Source organism: Spirillospora sp. NPDC049024, from assembly GCF_040649235.1.
Taxonomy (GTDB): Bacteria; Actinomycetota; Actinomycetes; order Streptosporangiales; family Streptosporangiaceae; genus Spirillospora.
The window spans coordinates 131,920-150,720 of the sequence record NZ_JBEZFD010000009.1; the positions used below are offsets into that span (position 1 = coordinate 131,920).

14 protein-coding genes are annotated in these 18,801 nt (G+C 74.5%); 2 read left to right on the top strand and 12 right to left on the bottom strand.

Going from position 1 to position 18,801, the window contains the following annotated elements:
* Positions 1–9: 9 nt before the first annotated feature.
* Together AB0C21_RS18685 and nirB are read right to left on the bottom strand one after the other, a co-directional pair.
* Entirely contained in the window at positions 10–1,482 is a 1,473-nt protein-coding gene (locus tag AB0C21_RS18685) for an FAD-dependent oxidoreductase (protein ID WP_500205542.1), read from the bottom strand.
* Positions 1,479–3,980, bottom strand: a complete 2,502-nt coding sequence (nirB, locus tag AB0C21_RS18690) for a nitrite reductase large subunit NirB (protein WP_500205544.1) — start codon at positions 3,978–3,980, stop codon at positions 1,479–1,481. Before nirB ends, AB0C21_RS18685 begins: the two co-directional genes overlap by 4 nt.
* Positions 3,981–4,208: 228 nt before the next feature.
* Here nirB and AB0C21_RS18695 point away from each other — a divergent pair, with 228 nt between their 5' ends.
* Positions 4,209–5,015, top strand: a complete 807-nt coding sequence (locus AB0C21_RS18695) for an NAD-dependent protein deacetylase (protein WP_500205773.1) — start codon at positions 4,209–4,211, stop codon at positions 5,013–5,015.
* A 33-nt stretch (positions 5,016–5,048) separates the two neighbouring features.
* Here the strand turns inward: AB0C21_RS18695 and AB0C21_RS18700 are convergent, their stop codons facing one another.
* From AB0C21_RS18700 to AB0C21_RS18730, 7 genes are all read right to left on the bottom strand, one after another.
* A complete protein-coding gene (locus AB0C21_RS18700; protein WP_500205546.1) occupies positions 5,049–5,759 on the bottom strand; it encodes a DUF4142 domain-containing protein in 711 nt (236 codons plus the stop codon).
* A gap of 111 nt (positions 5,760–5,870) precedes the next feature.
* Positions 5,871–6,350: a MarR family winged helix-turn-helix transcriptional regulator gene (locus AB0C21_RS18705; RefSeq protein ID WP_353819687.1), complete on the bottom strand. Its 480-nt coding sequence runs from the start codon at positions 6,348–6,350 to the stop codon at positions 5,871–5,873.
* Positions 6,351–6,414: 64 nt separating this feature from the next.
* A complete protein-coding gene (locus AB0C21_RS18710; RefSeq protein ID WP_500205548.1) occupies positions 6,415–9,444 on the bottom strand; it encodes an FAD-binding and (Fe-S)-binding domain-containing protein in 3,030 nt (1,009 codons plus the stop codon).
* Between the two features lie 71 nt (positions 9,445–9,515).
* Positions 9,516–11,282, bottom strand: a complete 1,767-nt coding sequence (locus tag AB0C21_RS18715) for a glycoside hydrolase family 15 protein (protein ID WP_500205550.1) — start codon at positions 11,280–11,282, stop codon at positions 9,516–9,518.
* Positions 11,283–11,349: 67 nt separating this feature from the next.
* Positions 11,350–12,180, bottom strand: a complete 831-nt coding sequence (locus AB0C21_RS18720; protein ID WP_500205552.1) for an ABC transporter permease subunit — start codon at positions 12,178–12,180, stop codon at positions 11,350–11,352.
* Positions 12,177–13,133, bottom strand: a complete 957-nt coding sequence (locus AB0C21_RS18725) for an ABC transporter ATP-binding protein (RefSeq protein WP_500205554.1) — start codon at positions 13,131–13,133, stop codon at positions 12,177–12,179. The genes AB0C21_RS18720 and AB0C21_RS18725 overlap by 4 nt, the downstream gene beginning before the upstream one ends.
* A gap of 180 nt (positions 13,134–13,313) precedes the next feature.
* The gene (locus AB0C21_RS18730) at positions 13,314–13,673 is read right to left on the bottom strand and encodes a hypothetical protein (RefSeq protein WP_149258275.1); all 360 of its coding nucleotides are present in this window, start codon (positions 13,671–13,673) and stop codon (positions 13,314–13,316) included.
* Between the two features lie 205 nt (positions 13,674–13,878).
* Between AB0C21_RS18730 and AB0C21_RS18735 the strand changes: the two genes are divergently transcribed.
* Positions 13,879–14,715, top strand: coding sequence for an oxygenase MpaB family protein (locus tag AB0C21_RS18735; protein ID WP_500205555.1), 837 nt, complete (start codon positions 13,879–13,881; stop codon positions 14,713–14,715).
* Here the strand turns inward: AB0C21_RS18735 and AB0C21_RS18740 are convergent.
* Genes AB0C21_RS18740 through tatA form a run of 3 tightly spaced genes read right to left on the bottom strand, consistent with a single transcriptional unit; the run spans position 14,712 to position 18,796 of the window.
* Positions 14,712–17,480 (bottom strand): DEAD/DEAH box helicase, encoded by a 2,769-nt coding sequence (locus AB0C21_RS18740; protein WP_500205556.1) that lies wholly within the window; start codon positions 17,478–17,480, stop codon positions 14,712–14,714. The two genes, AB0C21_RS18735 and AB0C21_RS18740, sit on opposite strands and share 4 nt — an antisense overlap.
* A gap of 38 nt (positions 17,481–17,518) precedes the next feature.
* Complete coding sequence (tatC, locus tag AB0C21_RS18745; protein WP_308800785.1) at positions 17,519–18,382, bottom strand: twin-arginine translocase subunit TatC; 864 nt, start codon at positions 18,380–18,382, stop codon at positions 17,519–17,521.
* A 48-nt stretch (positions 18,383–18,430) separates the two neighbouring features.
* The gene (gene tatA / locus AB0C21_RS18750; protein ID WP_500205558.1) at positions 18,431–18,796 is read right to left on the bottom strand and encodes a twin-arginine translocase TatA/TatE family subunit; all 366 of its coding nucleotides are present in this window, start codon (positions 18,794–18,796) and stop codon (positions 18,431–18,433) included.
* Positions 18,797–18,801: the final 5 nt, after the last annotated feature.

Below are 18,801 nucleotides of genomic sequence, written 5' to 3' on the forward strand. Positions count from 1 at the left end.
CGCCGCCCCTCACGCGGCGCCGACGGTGTCCTGCTCGTCCAGCCAGGCGAGGATGCCCTCCACGGCGGAGCGGCAGCTCCCGCAGCCGGTGCTCGCCCGGGTCTCCCGCGCGACGGCGTCGGCCGTGCGGGCGCCGCCCTGCCAGCAGGCGCGGATCCGGCCCTTGCTGACGTTGTTGCACTGGCAGACGGTCGCCGCGTCCGGCATCCGCAGCGGCGACTCGGCCTCGGCGGCGCCGCCGGCGCCGGGGAACAGCAGGCCGAGGCGCTCGGCGGGCAGCGGCGCGGCCCGGTCGTAGAGCTGGGTGAGCGTCCCGGCGGTGGAGGTCTCCCCGAGCAGGATCGCGCCGATCAGGCGCCCGTCCCTGATCACCGCCTTCTTGTAGGTGCCGCGCGCGGCGTCGGTGAATCGCACGACCTCCACGTCCTCGTCGTCGTCGCCGAAGTGCGTCTCGCCCATCGACGCCAGCTCGATCCCGGCGGCCTTTAGCCGGGTGATCTGGCGGGCGCCGGTGAACCGCGCCGCGGGCTCGGTGCCGGCGAGCAGGCCCGCGAGCACCGCCGCCTGCTCCCACGCGGGCGCCACCAGCCCGTACACCTCGTCGCGGTGCTCGGAGCACTCGCCGATGGCGCGCACGGACGGGTCGGTGACCGACCGCAGCTCGTCGTCGACGACCACGGCCCGGCCGACCGCCAGGCCCGCCTCCCGGGCGAGCGACACCTCGGGCCGCACGCCGCAGGCCAGGATGACCAGGTCGGTGTCGATGACCTCCGTCCCGCCGCCGGGCAGGCCCAGCTCGACGCCGGTCACCGCGCCGCCGGCGGTGCGCAGCCCCGCCACCTCGGCCTGCAGCCGGGTGCCGATGCCGAGGGCCGCCAGCGTGCGGGCCAGGACCTTCCCGGCGGCGGGGTCGAGCTGGCGCTCCATGAGGTGCCCGGCCAGGTGCAGGACGGTCACCTCCAGCCCGCGCCCCATGAGCCCGCGCGCGGCCTCGATGCCGAGCAGGCCGCCGCCGATGACGACCGCCCGGCGCGCCGACTCGGCCAGCTCGGAGATGCGGCGGCAGTCCTCCAGGGTGCGGAAGACCTGCGCGCCGCGCGGCAGGCCGTCCCGCAGGCCCGGCATCGGCGGGATGAACGCGGTGCTGCCGGTCGCGAGGACGAGCGTCCCGTAGGGGGTGACGGTCCCGTCCGAGGCGTGGACGGTCCGCGCCTCGCGGTCGATGCGGGTGACCTCGACGCCGAGCCGGGCGTCCACGCCGTGGGAGGCGTACCAGGCGGCGTCGACCAGGCTGATGTGGTCGGGCCGCGTCATCCCGGCCAGGACGTTCGACAGCAGGATCCGGTTGTAGGGGCGCTGCGCCTCCGCGCCGAACACCGTCACCGGCGTGGCGGCGTCCCGGGCCCGCAGCTCGTCCACGAACCGCGAGCCGGCCATGCCGTTGCCGACGACGACGATGCCGGCGGCGTCTGCGGGACTCACCGCTTCACCTCCAGGGGCAGGGGTCGGATCTGGTCGCGCTCGGTCCCGAAGGCGATGCTCGGGTCGGGGGTCTGCGGCGCGTTCACGAACGAGACGAACCGGCGGAGCCGCTCGGGGTCGTCGAGGGTGTCGCGCCACTCGTCGGAGTAGGACGCGACGTGGCGGGCCATGGCGGCGTCGAGGTCGGCGCAGATGCCGAGCCGGTCGTCCACGATGACCTCGCGCAGGTAGTCCAGGCCGCCGTCGAGGGACTCCAGCCAGGTCGCGGTGCGCTGCAGCCGGTCGGCGGTGCGGATGTAGAACATCAGGAACCGGTCGATGAGGGTGATCAGCTCGTCGTCGGCGAGGTCGGTGGCGAACAGGTCGGCGTGCCGGGGCCGCATGCCGCCGTTCCCGCCGAGGTAGAGGTTCCAGCCGTTCTCGGTGGCGATGACGCCGAAGTCCTTGCTCTGCGCCTCGGCGCACTCGCGGGCGCAGCCGGACACGGCCGACTTCAGCTTGTGCGGGGCGCGCAGCCCCCGGTACCGCAGCTCCAGCCGGATCGCCATCGCGGCCGAGTCCTGGACGCCGTAGCGGCACCAGGTTGACCCGACGCACGACTTCACCGTGCGCAGCGCCTTGCCGTAGGCGTGGCCGGACTCGAACCCGGCCTCGACGAGCCGCCGCCAGATCTCGGGCAGCTGCTCGACGCGGGCGCCGAACAGGTCGATCCGCTGCCCGCCGGTGATCTTGGTGTAGAGGCCGAAGTCGCGCGCCACCTCCCCGATCACGATGAGCCGCTCGGGGGTGATCTCCCCGCCGGGGACCCGCGGGACCACCGAGTAGGTGCCGTTCTTCTGCAGGTTGGCGAGGAAGTGGTCGTTGGTGTCCTGCAGCGCCGCCTGCTCGCCCTCCAGGATGTGGCCGTTGCCGAGGCTGGCGAGGATGGAGGCGACGACGGGCCTGCAGATGTCGCAGCCGCGGCCCGTCCCGTGCTCCTCGACGAGCTGCGTGAAGCTCGTGACCCGCCCCGCCCGGACGATGTCGAACAGCTCGGCGCGGCTGTAGGCGAAGTGCTCGCAGAGCGCCTTGCTGACCTCGATCCCGGCGGCGGTCAGCTCGGCGTCCAGGATCCGCTTCACCAGCGGGACGCAGCTGCCGCAGCTCGTCCCGGCCCGGGTGCAGTCCTTCACGCCCGGCACGTCGGTGAGGGAGTGCTCGGCGATCGCGCAGCGGATGCCCTCGGCGGTGACGTTGTTGCAGGAGCAGATGACGGTCGCGCCGGGCAGGTCGCCGCCCGCGGCCTCGGTCCCGCCGAACAGCATCTGCTCGGGCGCGCCCGGAAGGCTCCCGCCGACGTGGGCGCGCAGCGTTCCGTAGGACTCGGCGTCGCCGACGAGGACGCCGCCGAGCAGGGTCCGCGCGTCGTCGCTGACGACGAGCCTCTTGTAGACGCCGGCGACGGGGTCGGTGTAGGTGACGCCGAGGGCGCCCTGCTCGGGGCCGGCGAACGGGTCGCCGAAGCTGGCGACGTCGACGCCCATCAGCTTGAGCTTGGTCGACATGTCGGCGCCCTCGAACACCGCGGTGCTCGCCTCGGACAGCAGCCGGTCGGCGACCACCTCGGCCATGGAGAAGCAGGGCCCGACCAGCCCGTACACCGCGCCGCCGACCAGGGCGCACTCGCCGATCGCGAAGACGGCGGGGTCCTCGGTGCGGCAGGAGGCGTCCACCACGATCCCGCCGCGCTCCCCCACCGGCAGGCCGCAGCCGCGTGCCAGCTCGTCGCGCGGGCGGATCCCGGCGGAGAACACCACGACCTCCGCGTCGACCACCGTGCCGTCCTCCAGGACGACGCGGCGGACGGAGCCGTCCTCCCCCGCCTCCAGGGCGCGCATCGGGGTGCCCGCGTGCACGGCCATGCCGAGCGCCTCGATGTGGCGGCGCAGCATCGCGCCGCCGCCCTCGTCCAGCTGGCGCGGCATCAGCCAGGGCGCCACCTCAACGACGCCGCTGCGCAGGCCGAGGCCCTGGATCGCGCGGGCCGCCTCCAGGCCCAGCAGTCCGCCGCCGACGACGGCCCCGGTCTCCTTGCCGCGCGCGTAGGCGCGGATCGCGTCCAGGTCGTCGATCGTTCGGTAGACGAACACCCCCGGCAGGTCCCTGCCCTCGACCGGGGGCACGAACGGCGACGACCCGGTGGCCAGGACGAGCGCGTCGTAGGCGACGGCGCCCCCCGCCGAGGTCGTGACGGTCCGGGCGGCGCGGTCGATCCCGGTGACCCGTTCGCCCGTCCGCACGGTGACCGCGCCGTCGTGCGCCGGGTAGGCGAGGTCGGCGCCCTCCAGATGCGTCGTCAACGCCACCCGGTCGTAGGCGGTCCTGGGCTCCTCGCCGATCACCGTGATCGTCCACGTGCCGGCGGTGTCGCGCTCGCGCACCGCCTCCACCAGGCGGTGCGCGGCCGGCCCGTGGCCGGCGACGACCAGGCGCTTGTCCGGTCTGCTGTCGGCTCCCATGGCCCCGATCGTCGGCGGCCCGTATTTCCCGGAGGCATCGCCGCCGTCATCCCCGCGTTAACTGGGCCTCACAACCGACATGCCCGGCATGTGGGGACGCGGGAACGGGCGCGCTCCTCCCCGCCGCCGCTTCGCCCCCGGGGGGCGCACCGTGCCGCACCCGTCCCGGTCGTGCACCATGGAAGGGTGACGGAGGCTGTGGAGAGCGGGACGCGGACCGGACTGCGGATGCTGGCCGACCTCGTCTCGGACGGCGACGTGGTGGTGCTGAGCGGGGCGGGCCTGTCGACCGAGTCGGGCATCCCCGACTACCGCGGGGAGACGGGCCGCCGGCGGCGCGCGGCGCCGATGACCTACCAGGCCTTCACCGGGAGCGAGGCGGCGCGCCGCCGCTACTGGGCGCGCAGCCACATCGGCTGGCGGCACATCGCGCGGGCCCGCCCGAACGCGGGGCACCGCGCGGTCGCCGAACTGCAGCGGCGCGGCCTGCTGGCCGGGATCATCACCCAGAACGTCGACGGGCTCCAGCAGGCCGCCGGGGCGCGCGAGGTGATCGAGCTGCACGGCGCGCTGGACCGCGTCCTCTGCCTGGCCTGCGGGGAGCGGTCCGCGCGCGAGCGGCTGGACGAGCGGCTGCGCGAGGCCAACCCCGGCTGGGCGGCCGGCGCCGAGGCGGTCAACCCCGACGGCGACGCCGTCCTGCCCGACGAGGCCGTCGAGGCGTTCCGGATCGTGGGCTGCGAGCGGTGCGGCGGCGCACTCAAGCCCGACGTGATCTTCTTCGGGGAGAACGTGCCGCCGGCCCGCGTCCGGGACTGCTACGCGCTGACCGAGCGGGCGGGCGCGCTGGTGGTGCTCGGGTCGTCGCTGACCGTGCTGTCGGGCTACCGGTTCGTCCGGCACGCGGCGCGGCACGGCGTGCCGGTGGCCATCGTCAACCGGGGCGCGACCCGCGGCGACCCGCACGCCCTGGTCACCCTGGACGCCCCGCTCGGCGCGACCCTGGACGAGCTGCTCGCCGAGCTGCCCGCCTGACCGGGGCGCCCTCGCACGGCTCCCCGGCCCGGCCTACTGCCCGCCGCCGAGCAGCGAGGTCGCGGGCGGAGCCGGGCTGTGCGGCTGGCCCGGGCTCCCGGCGGGGGGCGCTCCCGTGGCCTGCGGCGGATCGGGCAGCATGTCGCCGGTGACGAAGCCCGTGCCCTCCAGCAGCCGCATGTGAGTGCGCACGAACGTCTCGCACTGCTCGGAGAAGTCCCGCACGAGAGTGTTGCGGGTGCTGCCGCGGACCGCTCCGATCGCCGGGTAGATCTGCCCGTGCGCCATCCGCAGCCGGGCGACGGCGGTCCGGTCGTAGTCGTTGCCGGACTTGCCGGTGATCTCCGACATCCAGCTCTGCTGGTCGGGGGTGGGCTGGTTCGGCAGCGGTACGTTCAGCTTCGCGGCGACGGCCCGGTCCAGCGCGTCCAGGCGCACGTGCTGGCGGGCGATCTCGCCGAGGTTGCGCCGGGTCGCGGCCCGGGCGGCGCGGCGCTCGGCCTCCCGGCCGACGGGGATCTCCCACAGCCCCGCCTGCCGGACCTTCACGATCAGCTCGCGGTCGGCGGGGCCGAGCGGCCCCCACGGGGTGTCGACGGTCGACTGCGCCGCGTCCGCGGCGCCCGCCTGCGGCGCCACGGCGCCGCCGTCGGAGGCCTGGCGGCCGATCGGCGCGCAGGCGCCGAGCAGCAGCGCCGCGGCGAGGCCGCACAGCGCCGCGACGACCGGTCGGGGTTCTCGCATCCGCCGCCGCCTTTCGGTCTGGGGGGAAGGGGCGTCGATGCGCAGTACGCGCGTCCGGGCGCGGCGGTTCGACGGGATCTCGGCCGGACGCGGACCGGTTCGGCCCCGCGCTCAGGTCCAGCCGAGCTGCGACAGCGAGGTCAGCGGCGGCTCGCCGCCGGCCTCGGTGAAGGCGCGCAGGGCGTCGACGAGGGCGCGCCGCTGCCCGGCCGGCATCCGGGACACCACCGCGGCGATGTCGGCGCGGCGGCGGGCGGTCACGTCGTCGACGATGCCGCGCCCGGCCGGGGTGAGCTGGATGCGGACCTCGCGGCCGCTGTCGGGGCTCGCCTGCCGGTCCACCAGCCCGGCGGCGGCCAGCCGGTCCACCATGCGCAGCGCCGTCGAGGGGTTGACCTCCAGGAGGCCGGCGAGCGTCACGAGCTTGGCCGGCCCCTGCGAGGACAGCACCACCAGGAGACGGAACTGCGGCAGCGTGACGGCGCCCTCCGCGGCCGCCAGGGAGCGCACCGAGACCGCCACCAGCAGCCGGGACGCCGTCAGGAGCGCCGAGGTCACCGCGTCGACGCCGTCGTCGTCCAGCGCGTTCATGACGACTTTCTACAGGGGCCGGTCACGCGCGCGCCAACGCGGCCCGGGACCGCTCCACCGCCGGTCACGGACCGTCGTCCTGGGGTAGCAGATCGGCGAGGAGTTCGGCGAGATGGCGCGGCCGGGCGCCGGTCCCCGCCTCGATCTGCGTCCGGCAGGAGAACCCGTCGGCCAGGACTTCCGTCCCGGGCGCGGCGTCCCGGACCTCGGGCCAGACGCCCTGCTCGGCTATCGCGGTGGAGACCTCGTAGTGGCCGGCCTCGAAGCCGAAGTTCCCCGCGAGACCGCAGCAGCCGACGTCGAGCGTCCGCACGTCCACCCCGGCGCGCGACAGCACCCGCTGGTCGGCGCCGAAGCCCATCACGGCGTGCTGGTGGCAGTGCGGCTGGGCGATCGCGCCGACCTTCGGCGTGTCGAGCCCGGCGACCACGTCGTGGGACGCGCCGGGCGAGGCGCCGCCGGACTCCTCCTGGTGCTCGTCGAGCAGCTCGGCGAGGGTGCGGGTCTGGTCGCGGAGCCGCTTGACGTCGTCCTCGACCGCGTCGCCCTCCATCAGCTCGGGGGCGTCGGCGCGGAACACCGCCGTGCAGCTCGGCTCCAGCCCGACCACCGGGACGCCGTCGCGCAGCCTGGGCGCGAGCGCCCGGACGGTGCGGCGCAGCACGCGGGCCGCCACGCCGAGCTGCCCCGTGGAGATCCAGGTCAGGCCGCAGCACAGCGGGACCGGCGGGACCTCGACCCGGTGGCCGGTCGCCTCCAGGACCCGGACGGCGGCCTTGCCGATGTGCGGGTGGAAGTTGTTCGTGAAGGTGTCGGGCCACAGCACGACCCGCCTGCCCCCGCCGCGCGGGGGCCGGCGCCTGAACCAGTCGGTGAACCGCTCGCCGGCGAACCGGGGCATCTCGCGGCGCGGGTCGATCCCGCCGGCCCGCTTGGCGATCCCGCCCAGGCCGGGGGCGTTCAGCGCTGCGTTGGCGGCGCCCGGCGCGAGCGCCGCGATCCGGGCCCACAGGGGCAGCCAGCCCATCGTGTAGTGGGCGGGCGGACGGATCCGGCCCTTGTAGTGGTGGGCGAGGAACTCGGCCTTGTAGGTGGCCATGTCCACGTTGACCGGGCAGTCGCTGCGGCAGCCCTTGCACGCCAGGCACAGGTCCAGGGCGTCGCGGACGTCCTCGGACCGCCAGCCGTCGGTGATGACGGCGGCGCCGCCCGGCCCCGGCACCGACGGGTTCGGCGTGCCGCCGCCGGGCATCCCGCGCATCATCTCCATCAGGACGCGGGCCCGGCCGCGGGTGGAGTGCTCCTCCTCCCCCGTCACCCGGTAGCTCGGGCACATGACGCCGCCCGACGACGCCCGGCACTTGCCGATCCCGACGCAGCGGGACGCGGCGTGGGTGAAGCGGTGGTGGTCGTCGGGGAACGAGAAGTAGGTGTCCGGCTCGGCTGGGTCGTAGGCGAGGTGGTCGAGGTCGTCGTCCAGCCGGTACGGGTGGACGATCTTGCCGGGGTTCATCCGGTTGCCCGGGTCGAAGACCGCCTTGAACCGCTCGAACAGCCGGACCACCTCGTCCCCGAACATGATCGGCAGGAGTTCGCCGCGGGCCTGGCCGTCGCCGTGCTCGCCCGACAGCGACCCGCCGTAGTCCGCGACGAGGCGGGCGGCGCGCTCGACGAAGCGGCGGTACCGGGAGGTCCCGCGCTCGTCCTCCAGGTCGAACGGGATGCGGGTGTGCACGCACCCCTGCCCGAAGTGCCCGTAGAGGGAGACGGGGCCGTAGCCGAACTCCTCGACGAGGGCGCGGAAGTCGCGCAGGTAGTCGCCGAGCCGGTCGGGCGGGACCGCGGAGTCCTCCCAGCCCTCGTGCGTGTCGGGCTGCCCGGGCGGGTAGGCGGTCGCGCCCAGCCCCGCCTCGCGCACCTTCCAGAGCAGCTCCTCCTCGTGCGGGTCGTGCACGAACGTGCAGCGCGGCGGGTTCGGCCCGTTCTCGATCTCCTCGAGAAGGGCGCGGGCCCTGCCGTCGGCCTCGTCCTCGGTGTCGCCGCCGAAGCGGACCATGAGCCAGCCCGCTCCCTCCGGCATGTCCTCCACCACCCGGGGCGCGGCGAGGTGGTCGCGCTTGGCCAGGTCGAGGAGCTGCTCGTCCATGCCCTCCAGCGCGAGCGGATCCGAGGGCAGGACGCGCGGCACGGCGTCCCCGGCGGCCGCGATGTCGTCGTAGCCGAGGACGGCGAGCGACTCGAACGCCGGGACCGGCACAAGGCAGATCTCCGCGCGCAGGACGGTGACGAGCGTGCCCTCCGAGCCGACGAGGGCGCGGGCCACGTCGAAGCCCTTCTCCGGCAGCAGCGAGTCCAGGTTGTAGCCGGACACCCGGCGCGGGATGTCGGGGTAGCGGGTGCGGATCAGCTCCATGCCGTCGTCGCGCAGGTCGCGCAGCGCCCGGTAGATCTCGGCGCGCCGGCCGCCCTCGGCGAGGATCCGCTCGTACTCCCCGTCCGAGGTCTCGCCGACCCACATCCGCAGCCCGTCGTAGGTCAGCACCTCCAGCCGCACGACGGAGTCGACCATCTTCCCGTACGCCTGCGCGGACGCGCCGCACGAGTTGTTGCCGATCATCCCGCCGATCGTGCAGGTGTCGTGGGTGGAGGGCTTCGGGCCGACCATCAGCCGGTGCTCCGACAGCCGCTCGTTCAGGTCGTCCAGGCACGCGCCGGGCTCGACGACGGCGCGGCGCGCCTCCGGGTCGACCGAGACCAGCGCGCGGCAGTACTTGGACCAGTCGACGACCACGGCGTCGTTGACGCACTGCCCCGCCAGGCTCGTCCCGCCGCCGCGGGACAGGACCGGGACGTCGTGCTCGGCGCAGACCCGGACGGCCTCCGCGCCGGCCTCGACCGTCCGCGGGACCACCACCCCGATGGGCGGCTGCTGGTAGTTGGACGAGTCGTGGGAGTAGGCGGCCCGCGAGCCGGGATCGAACCGGACCTCGCCGTCCACCCGCTCGGTGAGCGCGCGCCGCAGCGCGTCCCGCCCGCGGGACGCCGCGGCGTCCCGCCTCTGCTCCTGCCTGGTGCCCTCCGCCGATACAGCCATGTCGAAGCGACTATCCCGGAAACCGCGCTTCAATCGCGGCGCCCGGATTTCCGGCCCGGCCTCCCCGGGGATCAGTGCGCCAGGCGGTGGGCGGCCTCCAGCAGGAGGGCGTGCACGAACGCCTGGGGCATGTTGCCGCGCAGCTGCCGCTGCCTGACGTCGTACTCCTCGGAGAACAGGCCGCTGGTCGCGCAGCCCGACCGGGTCCGCTCGAAGGTCGCGAGGGCGCGGGCGGTGTGGCCCTGGCGGTCCTCGGCGAGCGCGAGGAAGAAGCCGCAGAGGATGAAGGCGCCCTCGGCCACGCCGAGCGGCCGGTCCCCGACCCGGTAGCGGTAGACGAACCCCTCCTCGACGAGGTCCTCGCGCACCGCCCGCAGCGTCGCGGCGGTGCGCGGGTCGTCGCTCGGGAGCGCGCCCCGCAGCGGCGGGATCAGCAGCGCCGCGTCCACGCGGTCGTCATCGGGCGCGCGCTTCCAGCGGCCCTGGGGGGTGAGCGAGGTGCGGGAGGTCTCGGCGAGGATGGCGTCGGCGAGCGCGGTCCACCGGCCGGCCTCGGCGCGGCCCGCCAGCGTCCGGGCCGCCTGGCGCAGGCCGGCGACGCAGGTCAGGCGCGAATGCGTCCACAGGTCGTCGTGGATCTCCCAGATCCCCGCCTCGGGCCGGGTCCAGCTGCGGGCGACCGCGTCGGCCGCGACGCGGGCGGCCTCCACCGCCTCCGGCTCGCGGCGGTCGTGCTCGGCGGCGGCGGACAGCAGCAGCAGGGCCTCCCCCAGCGCGTCGAGCTGGAACTGGTCGCCGGCCTTGTTCCCGACGACCGCCTGGGCGCCGGGGTAGCCGGGCAGGCCGCTGGCGCTCTCGTCCGGCACCTTCCCGCCGCTGACGGTGTAGGCGGGTTTCAGCCGGTCCCCGTCGGCGAGGACGCGGGCGGACACGAACCCCACGGCGTCGCGCAGGAGTCCGGGCGGCCCGCCGTGGACGGCGACGGCCCGCCCCGCGAAGCACTGGTCGCGGATCCAGGCGTAGCGGTAGTCGAAGTTGCGGCCCTCGTTCGAGCGCTCCGGCAGCGCCGTCGTGGCGGCGGCGACCATCCCGCCGCCGGAGGCGGTGAGGCCGGTGAGGACGGAGTAGGCGAGACGGGCGTCGCGCGGCGCGATCGTGTCGCGGCAGTGCGGCACGGCCTCGTGCCAGTCCCGCTCGGTGGCCTCCCAGAGCGCGGCGGCGTCCAGCGGTCCGCCGCCCCCGCCCGCCGCGATCTCGAGGACGAGGTGGCGGGTCTCGCCCTCCTCCAGGTCGAAGGCGAGGTCGAGCACGGGCGCGCCGTCGCCGCCCGCCCGCACGACGGCCTCCTCCGCGCCCAGCCAGCGCAGCGCCGCGCCGCCGCCGCGGGCCGTCCACTCAGCGCCGGCGCGGCGCGGGTCCCGCATCCGGGCGGCGCCCGGGCCGGTGCGCACGTCCAGCAGGGCGCGGACGCGGGACCGGCCCCGCACGGCCCGGCAGCTCCGCAGGACGACCGCCCGGTCGGAGACCGCCGGGCGCGCGAGGGCCTCGCGGCACTCCAGGATGGCGCCGTCGCCGGTCACCCACCGGCTGTGCCAGATGAGCCCGCGGTCGGCGTAGTAGCCGCCCCAGACCCACCGCCGGGCCGCGGGCTGGACCACGTAGGCGCCGGGGCCGCCGAGGAGGCCCCCGAAGGCGGGCGGCGAGTCCCACGCCGGGAAGCACATCCACGCGTAGTCCCCGTCCGGGCCCACGAGGGCACCGCGCTCCCCGTCGGCTATGAGGGCGTAGTCGCGGAGCGCGTTCGGCCGTGACTCCCTCTCCTCGGGCTGGTCCAGCATGCCCTTCCCGTACCCGGCGACCAGCCGGTACTCCCCCGATGCCGCGGGCCGGGACCGAGAAACACCGCTAGGCGTCGCGGCGCTTGAGCAGGACGGCGGCGACGGCGAGCAGCGCGGCCGTCCAGAGCGCGAAGACCCCGTACCCCTGCCAGGGGGTCAGCAGGTCGTTCTGGCCCTGGCGGGCCTGGGCGATGAGATGGCCCGCCTCGGACGGCAGGTAGGCGTGGATGTGGTCGCCGATGCTGCCCGGCAGCAGTTGCGCGAGCGGCGCCAGCACCAGCACGAACCCGATGACGCCGGTGATGCCGCCGGCGGTGTGCCGCACGATCGCGCCGATCGCCAGGGCGAACAGCCCGAGCATCGCCAGGTAGAGGCCGCCGCCGACGACGGCGCGCAGCACGCCCTCGTCGGCGAGCGAGACCTCGGCCTTGTCGCCGATGAGCGCCGAGCCGATGAAGAACGAGGCGAACGAGACCGCGACGCCGAGGACGAGGACGACCGCCGCGAACACCAGGGACTTGGCCCACAGCACGGGCAGCCGCCGCGGCACCGCGAGCAGGCTCGCGCGGATCATGCCGGTGGAGTACTCCGAGGCGATGACCAGCACGCCGAGCACGCAGATGGTCAGCTGGCTGAGGAAGAACCCGCTGCCGAGGATGAAGCCGGTCGGGTCGGCGACGACCTGGGCGCGGTCGGCGGGATCGGTCTTGTCCCACTGCGCGACGGTGAGGCCGACGAACAGCGCGGTGAAGCCGAGGTCGAGGAGGACGAGCAGGATCAGCGTCCAGAGCGTGGACCGGACGGTGCGGATCTTCGTCCACTCGGAGAGCAGCAGCCGCCCGAAGCCCGGCCGGGGGTGCTCGGCGGGGTCGGCGGCGGGCGTGGTGGCCGTGGTCATCGGGTCTCCCCCTCCTGGGCGGGGACGGCGGCCGGCACGGGCGCGCCCGCGCCCGCCGCGCCGTATTCGACGCTGTCGCGGGTCAGCTCCATGAACGCCGACTCCAGCGAGCCGCGGGTCGGGGTGAGCTCGTGCAGGACGATCCCCTCGGCGGCGGCCAGCTCCCCGACGCGGGGCGCCTCCATGTGCGTCACGGTGAGCAGCCCGTCGCCGTCCGGGACGGCGCTGCCCCCTTCGGCGGTGACGAGGGCGGCGAGGCGGGCGGCGTCCGGGCTGCGCACGATCACCGTCTTCTCGGTACTGCGCTCGATGAACTCCTCGGTGGAGCAGTCCGCGATCAGCCGGCCGCGGCCGATGACGATGAGGTGCTCGGCGGTGACGGCCATCTCGTTCATCAGGTGGCTGGAGACGAACACCGTGCGGCCCTCGGCGGCGAGGTGCTGCATGAGCGTGCGGATCCAGACGATGCCCTCGGGGTCGAGGCCGTTGACGGGCTCGTCCAGGATGAGCACGGACGGGTCGCCGAGCAGCGCGGCGGCGATGCCGAGCCGCTGCCCCATGCCGAGTGAGAAGCCGCCGGCGCGCTTGCGGGCGGCGCCGGTGAGGCCGACGAGCTCGACCACCTCGTCGACGCGCTTCCTGCCGATGCCCTGCGTCTGGGCGAGGCACAGCAGGTGGTTGTAGGCGCTGCGGCCGGTGTGCACGGCCCGCGCCTCCAGCAGCGCGCCGACGACGCGCATCGGGGCGTTCAGGTCGCGGTAGTGGCGGCCGTGGATCCGGGCGTCCCCGCGGTCCGGCCGGTCGAGGCCGAGCAGCAGCCGCATGGTCGTCGACTTCCCGGCGCCGTTCGGGCCGAGGAACCCGGTGACCCGCCCGGGGGCGACCGTGAAGGTCAGGTCGTCCACGGCGGTCTTGTCGCCGTAGCGCTTGGTGAGGTTCTCCGCCTCGATCATGCCTCTCCCGGCTCGCTCTCTCGCGGTTGGTCCGTGATCAGGATCACACTAGCGCCCCGGAACGGGAGCCATCTCCTCCTGGAAGCCGATCCGACCTGGGCCGAGAGGACGAGCGCCAGAGGCGGAGACGACGAGACGCCCTGCCCGGGGACCGGGCAGGGCGTCGGGCCGGGGAGGGCGTCAGGCGGCGACGCCGTCGGCGGCGTTGACGTCCTTGTGGAACCGCTTGTGGATGTAGAGGCGCTCGCCGAGCGTCTCGCAGCGCCACCACAGCCCGCTCGGCGGGCCGATCCGGGTGCCGCGGGGCAGCTCCCGCAGGACCTCGTTGACCGGCGTCATGCGCAGCCGCCCGGACCGGCACACGAGGATGCGCCGGTCGGTCACCACGACGACCCGGTAGGCGTTGCTGAAGATGATGATCCAGTACGAGAGCAGAGCGAAGTACTGGCTGGTGGTCTGGGCGCCGAACACCGCCTGGATGTTCTCGCCCGGCTGCAGGACGTGGGCCGCGTTGGCGCGCATCTTGTCGCGGATGGCCACGGTCGGGGCCTTTCTCGTGTTCCGGTGAAGCGCCTGATTGTGCCACCGAGAACAGGGCTGTACGAGGTCTTTCACAGCCTTGGTCGTTATTGCAGTCTTCAACGGGGTTCGTCCGGGTCTTTCCCGCGGGCGCCGGGGTGTTATTGACCATCTGCCAATAGGTGCGCGAGGATGACCCGGCAGGATCCGACCCCCGGGAGGCGCCGTGACCGCCCCGTCCGAGATCACGACCGACCGCCTCGGAGAGCGCGACGTACTGCGGAGCCTGGCCGCCGAGCCGCTGGTCGGCCTCGCGGCCGGCCGGGCCCTGCTCATGCAGCTCGCCCACCCGGCCGTGGCGCGCGGCGTCGCCGAGCACAGCGACTTCGCCGACCGCCCCCTGGCGCGGCTGTTCGGCACCCTCGACTTCCTGCTCGTCGTCACCTTCGGCACGCCGGAGCAGGTGGCGCGCATCGCGGCCAAGGTCCGCGGCATCCACACGACGGTGCGCGGCGAGGGCTACTCCGGCAACGACCCCGACCTCCAGATGTGGGTCAACGCGACCCTCATCGACTCGGCCCTGCACGTCTACGAGCACGTCATGCGGGGCGACGACCCCGGCCTGGCCGAGGCGTACTACCGGCAGTCGAGGCTCGTCGCCGAGGTCCTCGGCTGCCCACTGGAGTCGCAGCCGCCCGACCTCGCCGCGTTCCGCGCCTACATGGCCGACGCGCTCGCCGCGCTGGAGGTCACCGACACCGCCCGCGAGGTCGCCGCCGCCGTCCTGTGGCCCCGCCGTCTGCGGATCCTCTTCCCCGGGCTCGCGGTGTTCCGGCTCGTCACGGCCGCGCTCCTGCCGGACGAGCTGCGCGAGCGGTTCGGCCTGCCGTGGACCCCGGCCCGCCGGCGGGCGGCCGGCGCGCTGCTGCGGACGGCCGGCCTCACCTACCGCCTGACGCCGGGGTGGCTGAGGCGCCCGCCGGAGCCGCTCCTGGTGCGCCTGGCCGCCTACCGCGTCGACCGGACCCTCTCGGCGCGGCGGGCCCGGCGCCGCACCGCCTAGGCGACCGAGGAGTAGGCGACGACGCCGCGGCGCATGGCGTCCATGGCGCGGCGGGCGGTCTTGCGGATGTGGCTGTTCGGCGGCGCGGCGTCGGTGACCTGCCCGAGCAGGTCGAGCAGCTGCTTGACGGCCCGCACGAAGTCGCCCGCGGTGAGGTCGCTCTCCAGCAGCACCTCGTCGAGGTCGTCGCCCTTGGCCCACCGGTAGGCGGTCCACGCGAAGCCGAGGTCGGGCTCGCGCAGGAACGAGACCCGGTTGTCGTGCTCGACCGACTCCAGCTGGCCCCAAAGCCGCACCATCGCGGCCAGCGCGTCCTGCGCGGGGCCGGGGGGCGTGCGGGGCGGAGCGGCGTCGTCGGGCTGCCGCGACTCGTAGACGAGGGCGGACACGCACGCCGCCAGCTCGGCCGGGCCGAGCTTCTCCCACAGGCCCTCGCGCAGGCTCTCGGCGGTGAGCAGGTCGAGCTCGTTGTAGATGCGGCCGAGGCGGCGCCCCTCGGCGGTGACGGAGTCGCCCTCGAGGTAGCCGAGCTGCTGCAGGACGGCGCAGACGCGGTCGAACGTGCGGGCGATGACCTGGGAGCGGCCCTCGACGCGGCGCCGGAGCTGCTCGGTCTCGCGCTCCAGGCGGTGGTAGCGCTCGGCCCAGCGGGCGTGCTCCTCGCGCTTGTCGCAGCCGTGCACCGGGTGCCGGCGCAGCTCGGCGCGCAGCCCGGTGATCTCGGCGTCGTCGGTGGCGGGCGAGTCGCCGCGCGTGCGCCTGCGCTCGCGGACGTCGTCCGGGACCTTGTTGCGCAGCGTGGAGGCGAGGTCGCGGCGGTCCTGCGGGTTGCGGGGGCTGAAGGACTTCGGGATGCGGATCCGCTCGACGGGCTCGACGGCGCGCGGGAAGTCCTGGATCGACAGCCGCTGCACGGACCGGTTCACCGTCAGCACGAGCGGCGCGGGCCCGTCGGAGCGGCGGCCGACGCCCGGGTCCAGGACGACGGCGAGGCCCGAGCGCCGCCCGGACGGGACGAGGATGACGTCGCCGGGCCGCAGCCGCTCCAGCGACCGGGCCGCCTCGGCGCGGCGGGCGCCCGCGCGCTCGCGCGACAGCTCCGACTCGCGGTCCGACAGCCGCCGCCGCATCGCGGCGTACTCCATGAAGTCGCCGAGGTGGCACTCGGCCGCCTTGGCGTAGCCCTCGAGGGCCTGCTCGTTCTTGTGCACCTGCCGGGCCAGGCCGACCACGGCGCGGTCGGCCTGGAACTGCGCGAACGACTCCTCGAGGAGCGTGCGGGCGCGTTCGATGCCGACGGCGCCGACGAGGTTGACGGCCATGTTGTAGGACGGCCGGAAGCTGGAGTTCAGCGGGTACGTGCGGGTGCCCGCCAGCCCGGCCACGGACGCGGGCTCGACGTTCGGGCCCCACACCACGACGGCGTGGCCCTCGACGTCGATGCCGCGCCGCCCGGCGCGCCCGGTGAGCTGGGTGTACTCGCCCGGGGTGAGGTCGACGTGGGCCTCGCCGTTCCACTTGTCCAGCTTCTCGATCACCACGGTGCGGGCGGGCATGTTGATGCCGAGCGCGAGCGTCTCGGTGGCGAACACCGCCTTGATCAGCCCGCGGGTGAACAGCTCCTCGACGACCTCCTTGAACGTGGGGAGCATCCCGGCGTGGTGGGCGGCGACGCCGCGCTCCAGGGCGGCCAGGAAGTCGCCGTAGCCGAGGATCCGCAGGTCCTCCGGCGCGATGTCGGCGGTGCGCAGCTCGGCGTGCGCGCGGATCTCCTCGGCCTCCTCCTTGGAGGTCAGCCGGATCCCGGCGTGCAGGCACTGCAGGACGGCGGCGTCGCAGCCGGCCCGGCTGAAGATGAACGTGATCGCCGGGAGCAGCCCGGCGCGCTCCAGCCGCTCGATCACGTCCGGCCGGGCGGGCGGCCGGAACCGCTGCGGGCGCGGCGCGCGGCGGCGGCCGGTGCGGCGCCCCTGGTTGACCTTGGCGCGCCGGACCTCCTCCACGGCCATGCGCGTCAGCTGCGGGTTCAGCCTGGCCTGCCGGTCGCCGCTCCTGCCGGTGTCGACGAACAGGTCGTACAGCCGCGTCCCCACCAGCATGTGCTGGAACAGCGGGACGGGGCGGTGCTCGTCCACGATCACCGCCGTGTCGCCGCGGACCTCGTGCAGCCACTCGCCGAACTCCTCGGCGTTGCTGACGGTCGCCGACAGCGCCACGATCCGCACCGAGTCCGGGACGTGGATGATCACCTCTTCCCAGACGGCGCCGCGGAACCGGTCGGCGAGGTAGTGCACCTCGTCCATCACGACGAACGCCAGCCCGGCGAGGGTCTGCGAGCCCGCGTACAGCATGTTCCGCAGGACCTCGGTCGTCATGACGACGATCGGCGCCTCCCCGTTGACGCTGTTGTCGCCGGTGAGCAGGCCCACCTTCTCCGGGCCGTACCGGCGGACGAGGTCGGCGTACTTCTGGTTCGACAGCGCCTTGATCGGCGTGGTGTAGAAGCACTTGGTGCCGCCGGTCAGGGCGAGGTGGACGGCGAACTCCCCCACCACCGTCTTCCCGGAACCGGTGGGGGCGGCGACGAGCACGCCGCTGCCGTCCTCCAGGGCCTGGCACGCCTCGAGCTGGAACGCGTCGAGCTCGAAGTCGTAGAGCGTCCGGAAGTCCAGCAGGGCCGGGCCGTGCCCCGCGGTCCGCCTGCGATAGGCGGCGTACCGCTGAGCCGGGCTCTCGCCGGCCGACGTGGTGTCGGGGGAGGTCATACCTTCGAGCCTACGGTTTCGACCGGCCCGATACCCAATCAGCGGGCCCGGTCGCCTTTCTCCAGCTCGGCGTCGATCGCCTCGAGGTCGAGGGGCGAGGCCTCGTCGTCGGACAGGCCCGCGTACGGGTCGGGACGGCGGGCGCGCCTGCGGTCGTTGAGGAAGGCGAGCAGCGCGGCGATCTCGAACAGCGCCACGGTCGGCAGCGCGAGCGCGAGCATCGTGAACGGGTCGGCGCTCGGCGTGGCGACCGCCGCGAAGACGAAGATGCCGAAGAGGATCAGCCGCTGGGACCGGCGGATCCGCGACGAGCTCAGCACGCCCGCCATGTTCAGCACGACCACGAACAGCGGCAGCTCGAACGTCAGCCCGAACACCAGCAGCATCGTCAGCACGTAGCTGAGGTAGCTGTCGACCGTGATGAGGGGCTTCACGTCGTCGGCGACGAACCCCAGGAAGATCGCCAGCCCCTTGTCGACGGTCAGGTAGGCCAGGGCCGTGCCGACGAAGAACAGCGGGACCGCGGCGCCGAGGAACACGTACGTCCAGCGCCGCTCGCGCTGGTACAGGCCGGGCGCCACGAAGGCCCAGAGCTGGTACAGCCAGAACGGCGCGGAGATGACCCCGCCGATGATGCAGGAGATCTTCAGCTTCAGGAAGAACGAGGAGAAGATCCCGTTGACGAACAGGGAGCACTGGTCCTTGTCGACCACGTGGGACTGGGGCAGCGAGCAGTACGGCTGCTTGAGGAAGTCCCAGACCGGGTCGAACAGGAGCCAGCCGATGACCGCGCCGACCGCGAAGGCCAGCACGGCCTTGATGAGCCGGTTCCGCAACTCACGGAGGTGGTCCATGAGGGGCATGCGGCCGTCGGGGGCGGCGTCGCGGCTGTTCAGCTTCATCGTCGGCATTCGGCTCGGGGGTCGGGGTGGACGGGGGCGCGGGCCGGATCAGCCCTTGCGCGCCTGACCGGGGTCCGACACCGGCACGCCCTGGATCGGCTCGCCCGACCCCAGCGCGCCGCGGGGACGCTGCCCGCCCTCGCCCGCGGCCGCCTCGCGCTCCAGCCGGGCCGCCTCCTCGCGCAGCCGCGCCGCCTTCTCGCGCGCGTCCTCGCCCTGGGAGGCGGGCATGGTCTTCGCGGGGCGGTCGGCGGGCGCGTCGTCATCGTCCTCGCGCAGGCCCTTGGTCTCGGCCTTCAGGATGCGCGCCGACTTGCCCAGCGACCGGGCCAGCTGGGGCAGCTTCGCCGACCCGAAGATCAGGACGACGACCAGCAGGATGATGAGCAGTTCGGGAGTCCCGATGTTCGGCATGGGCA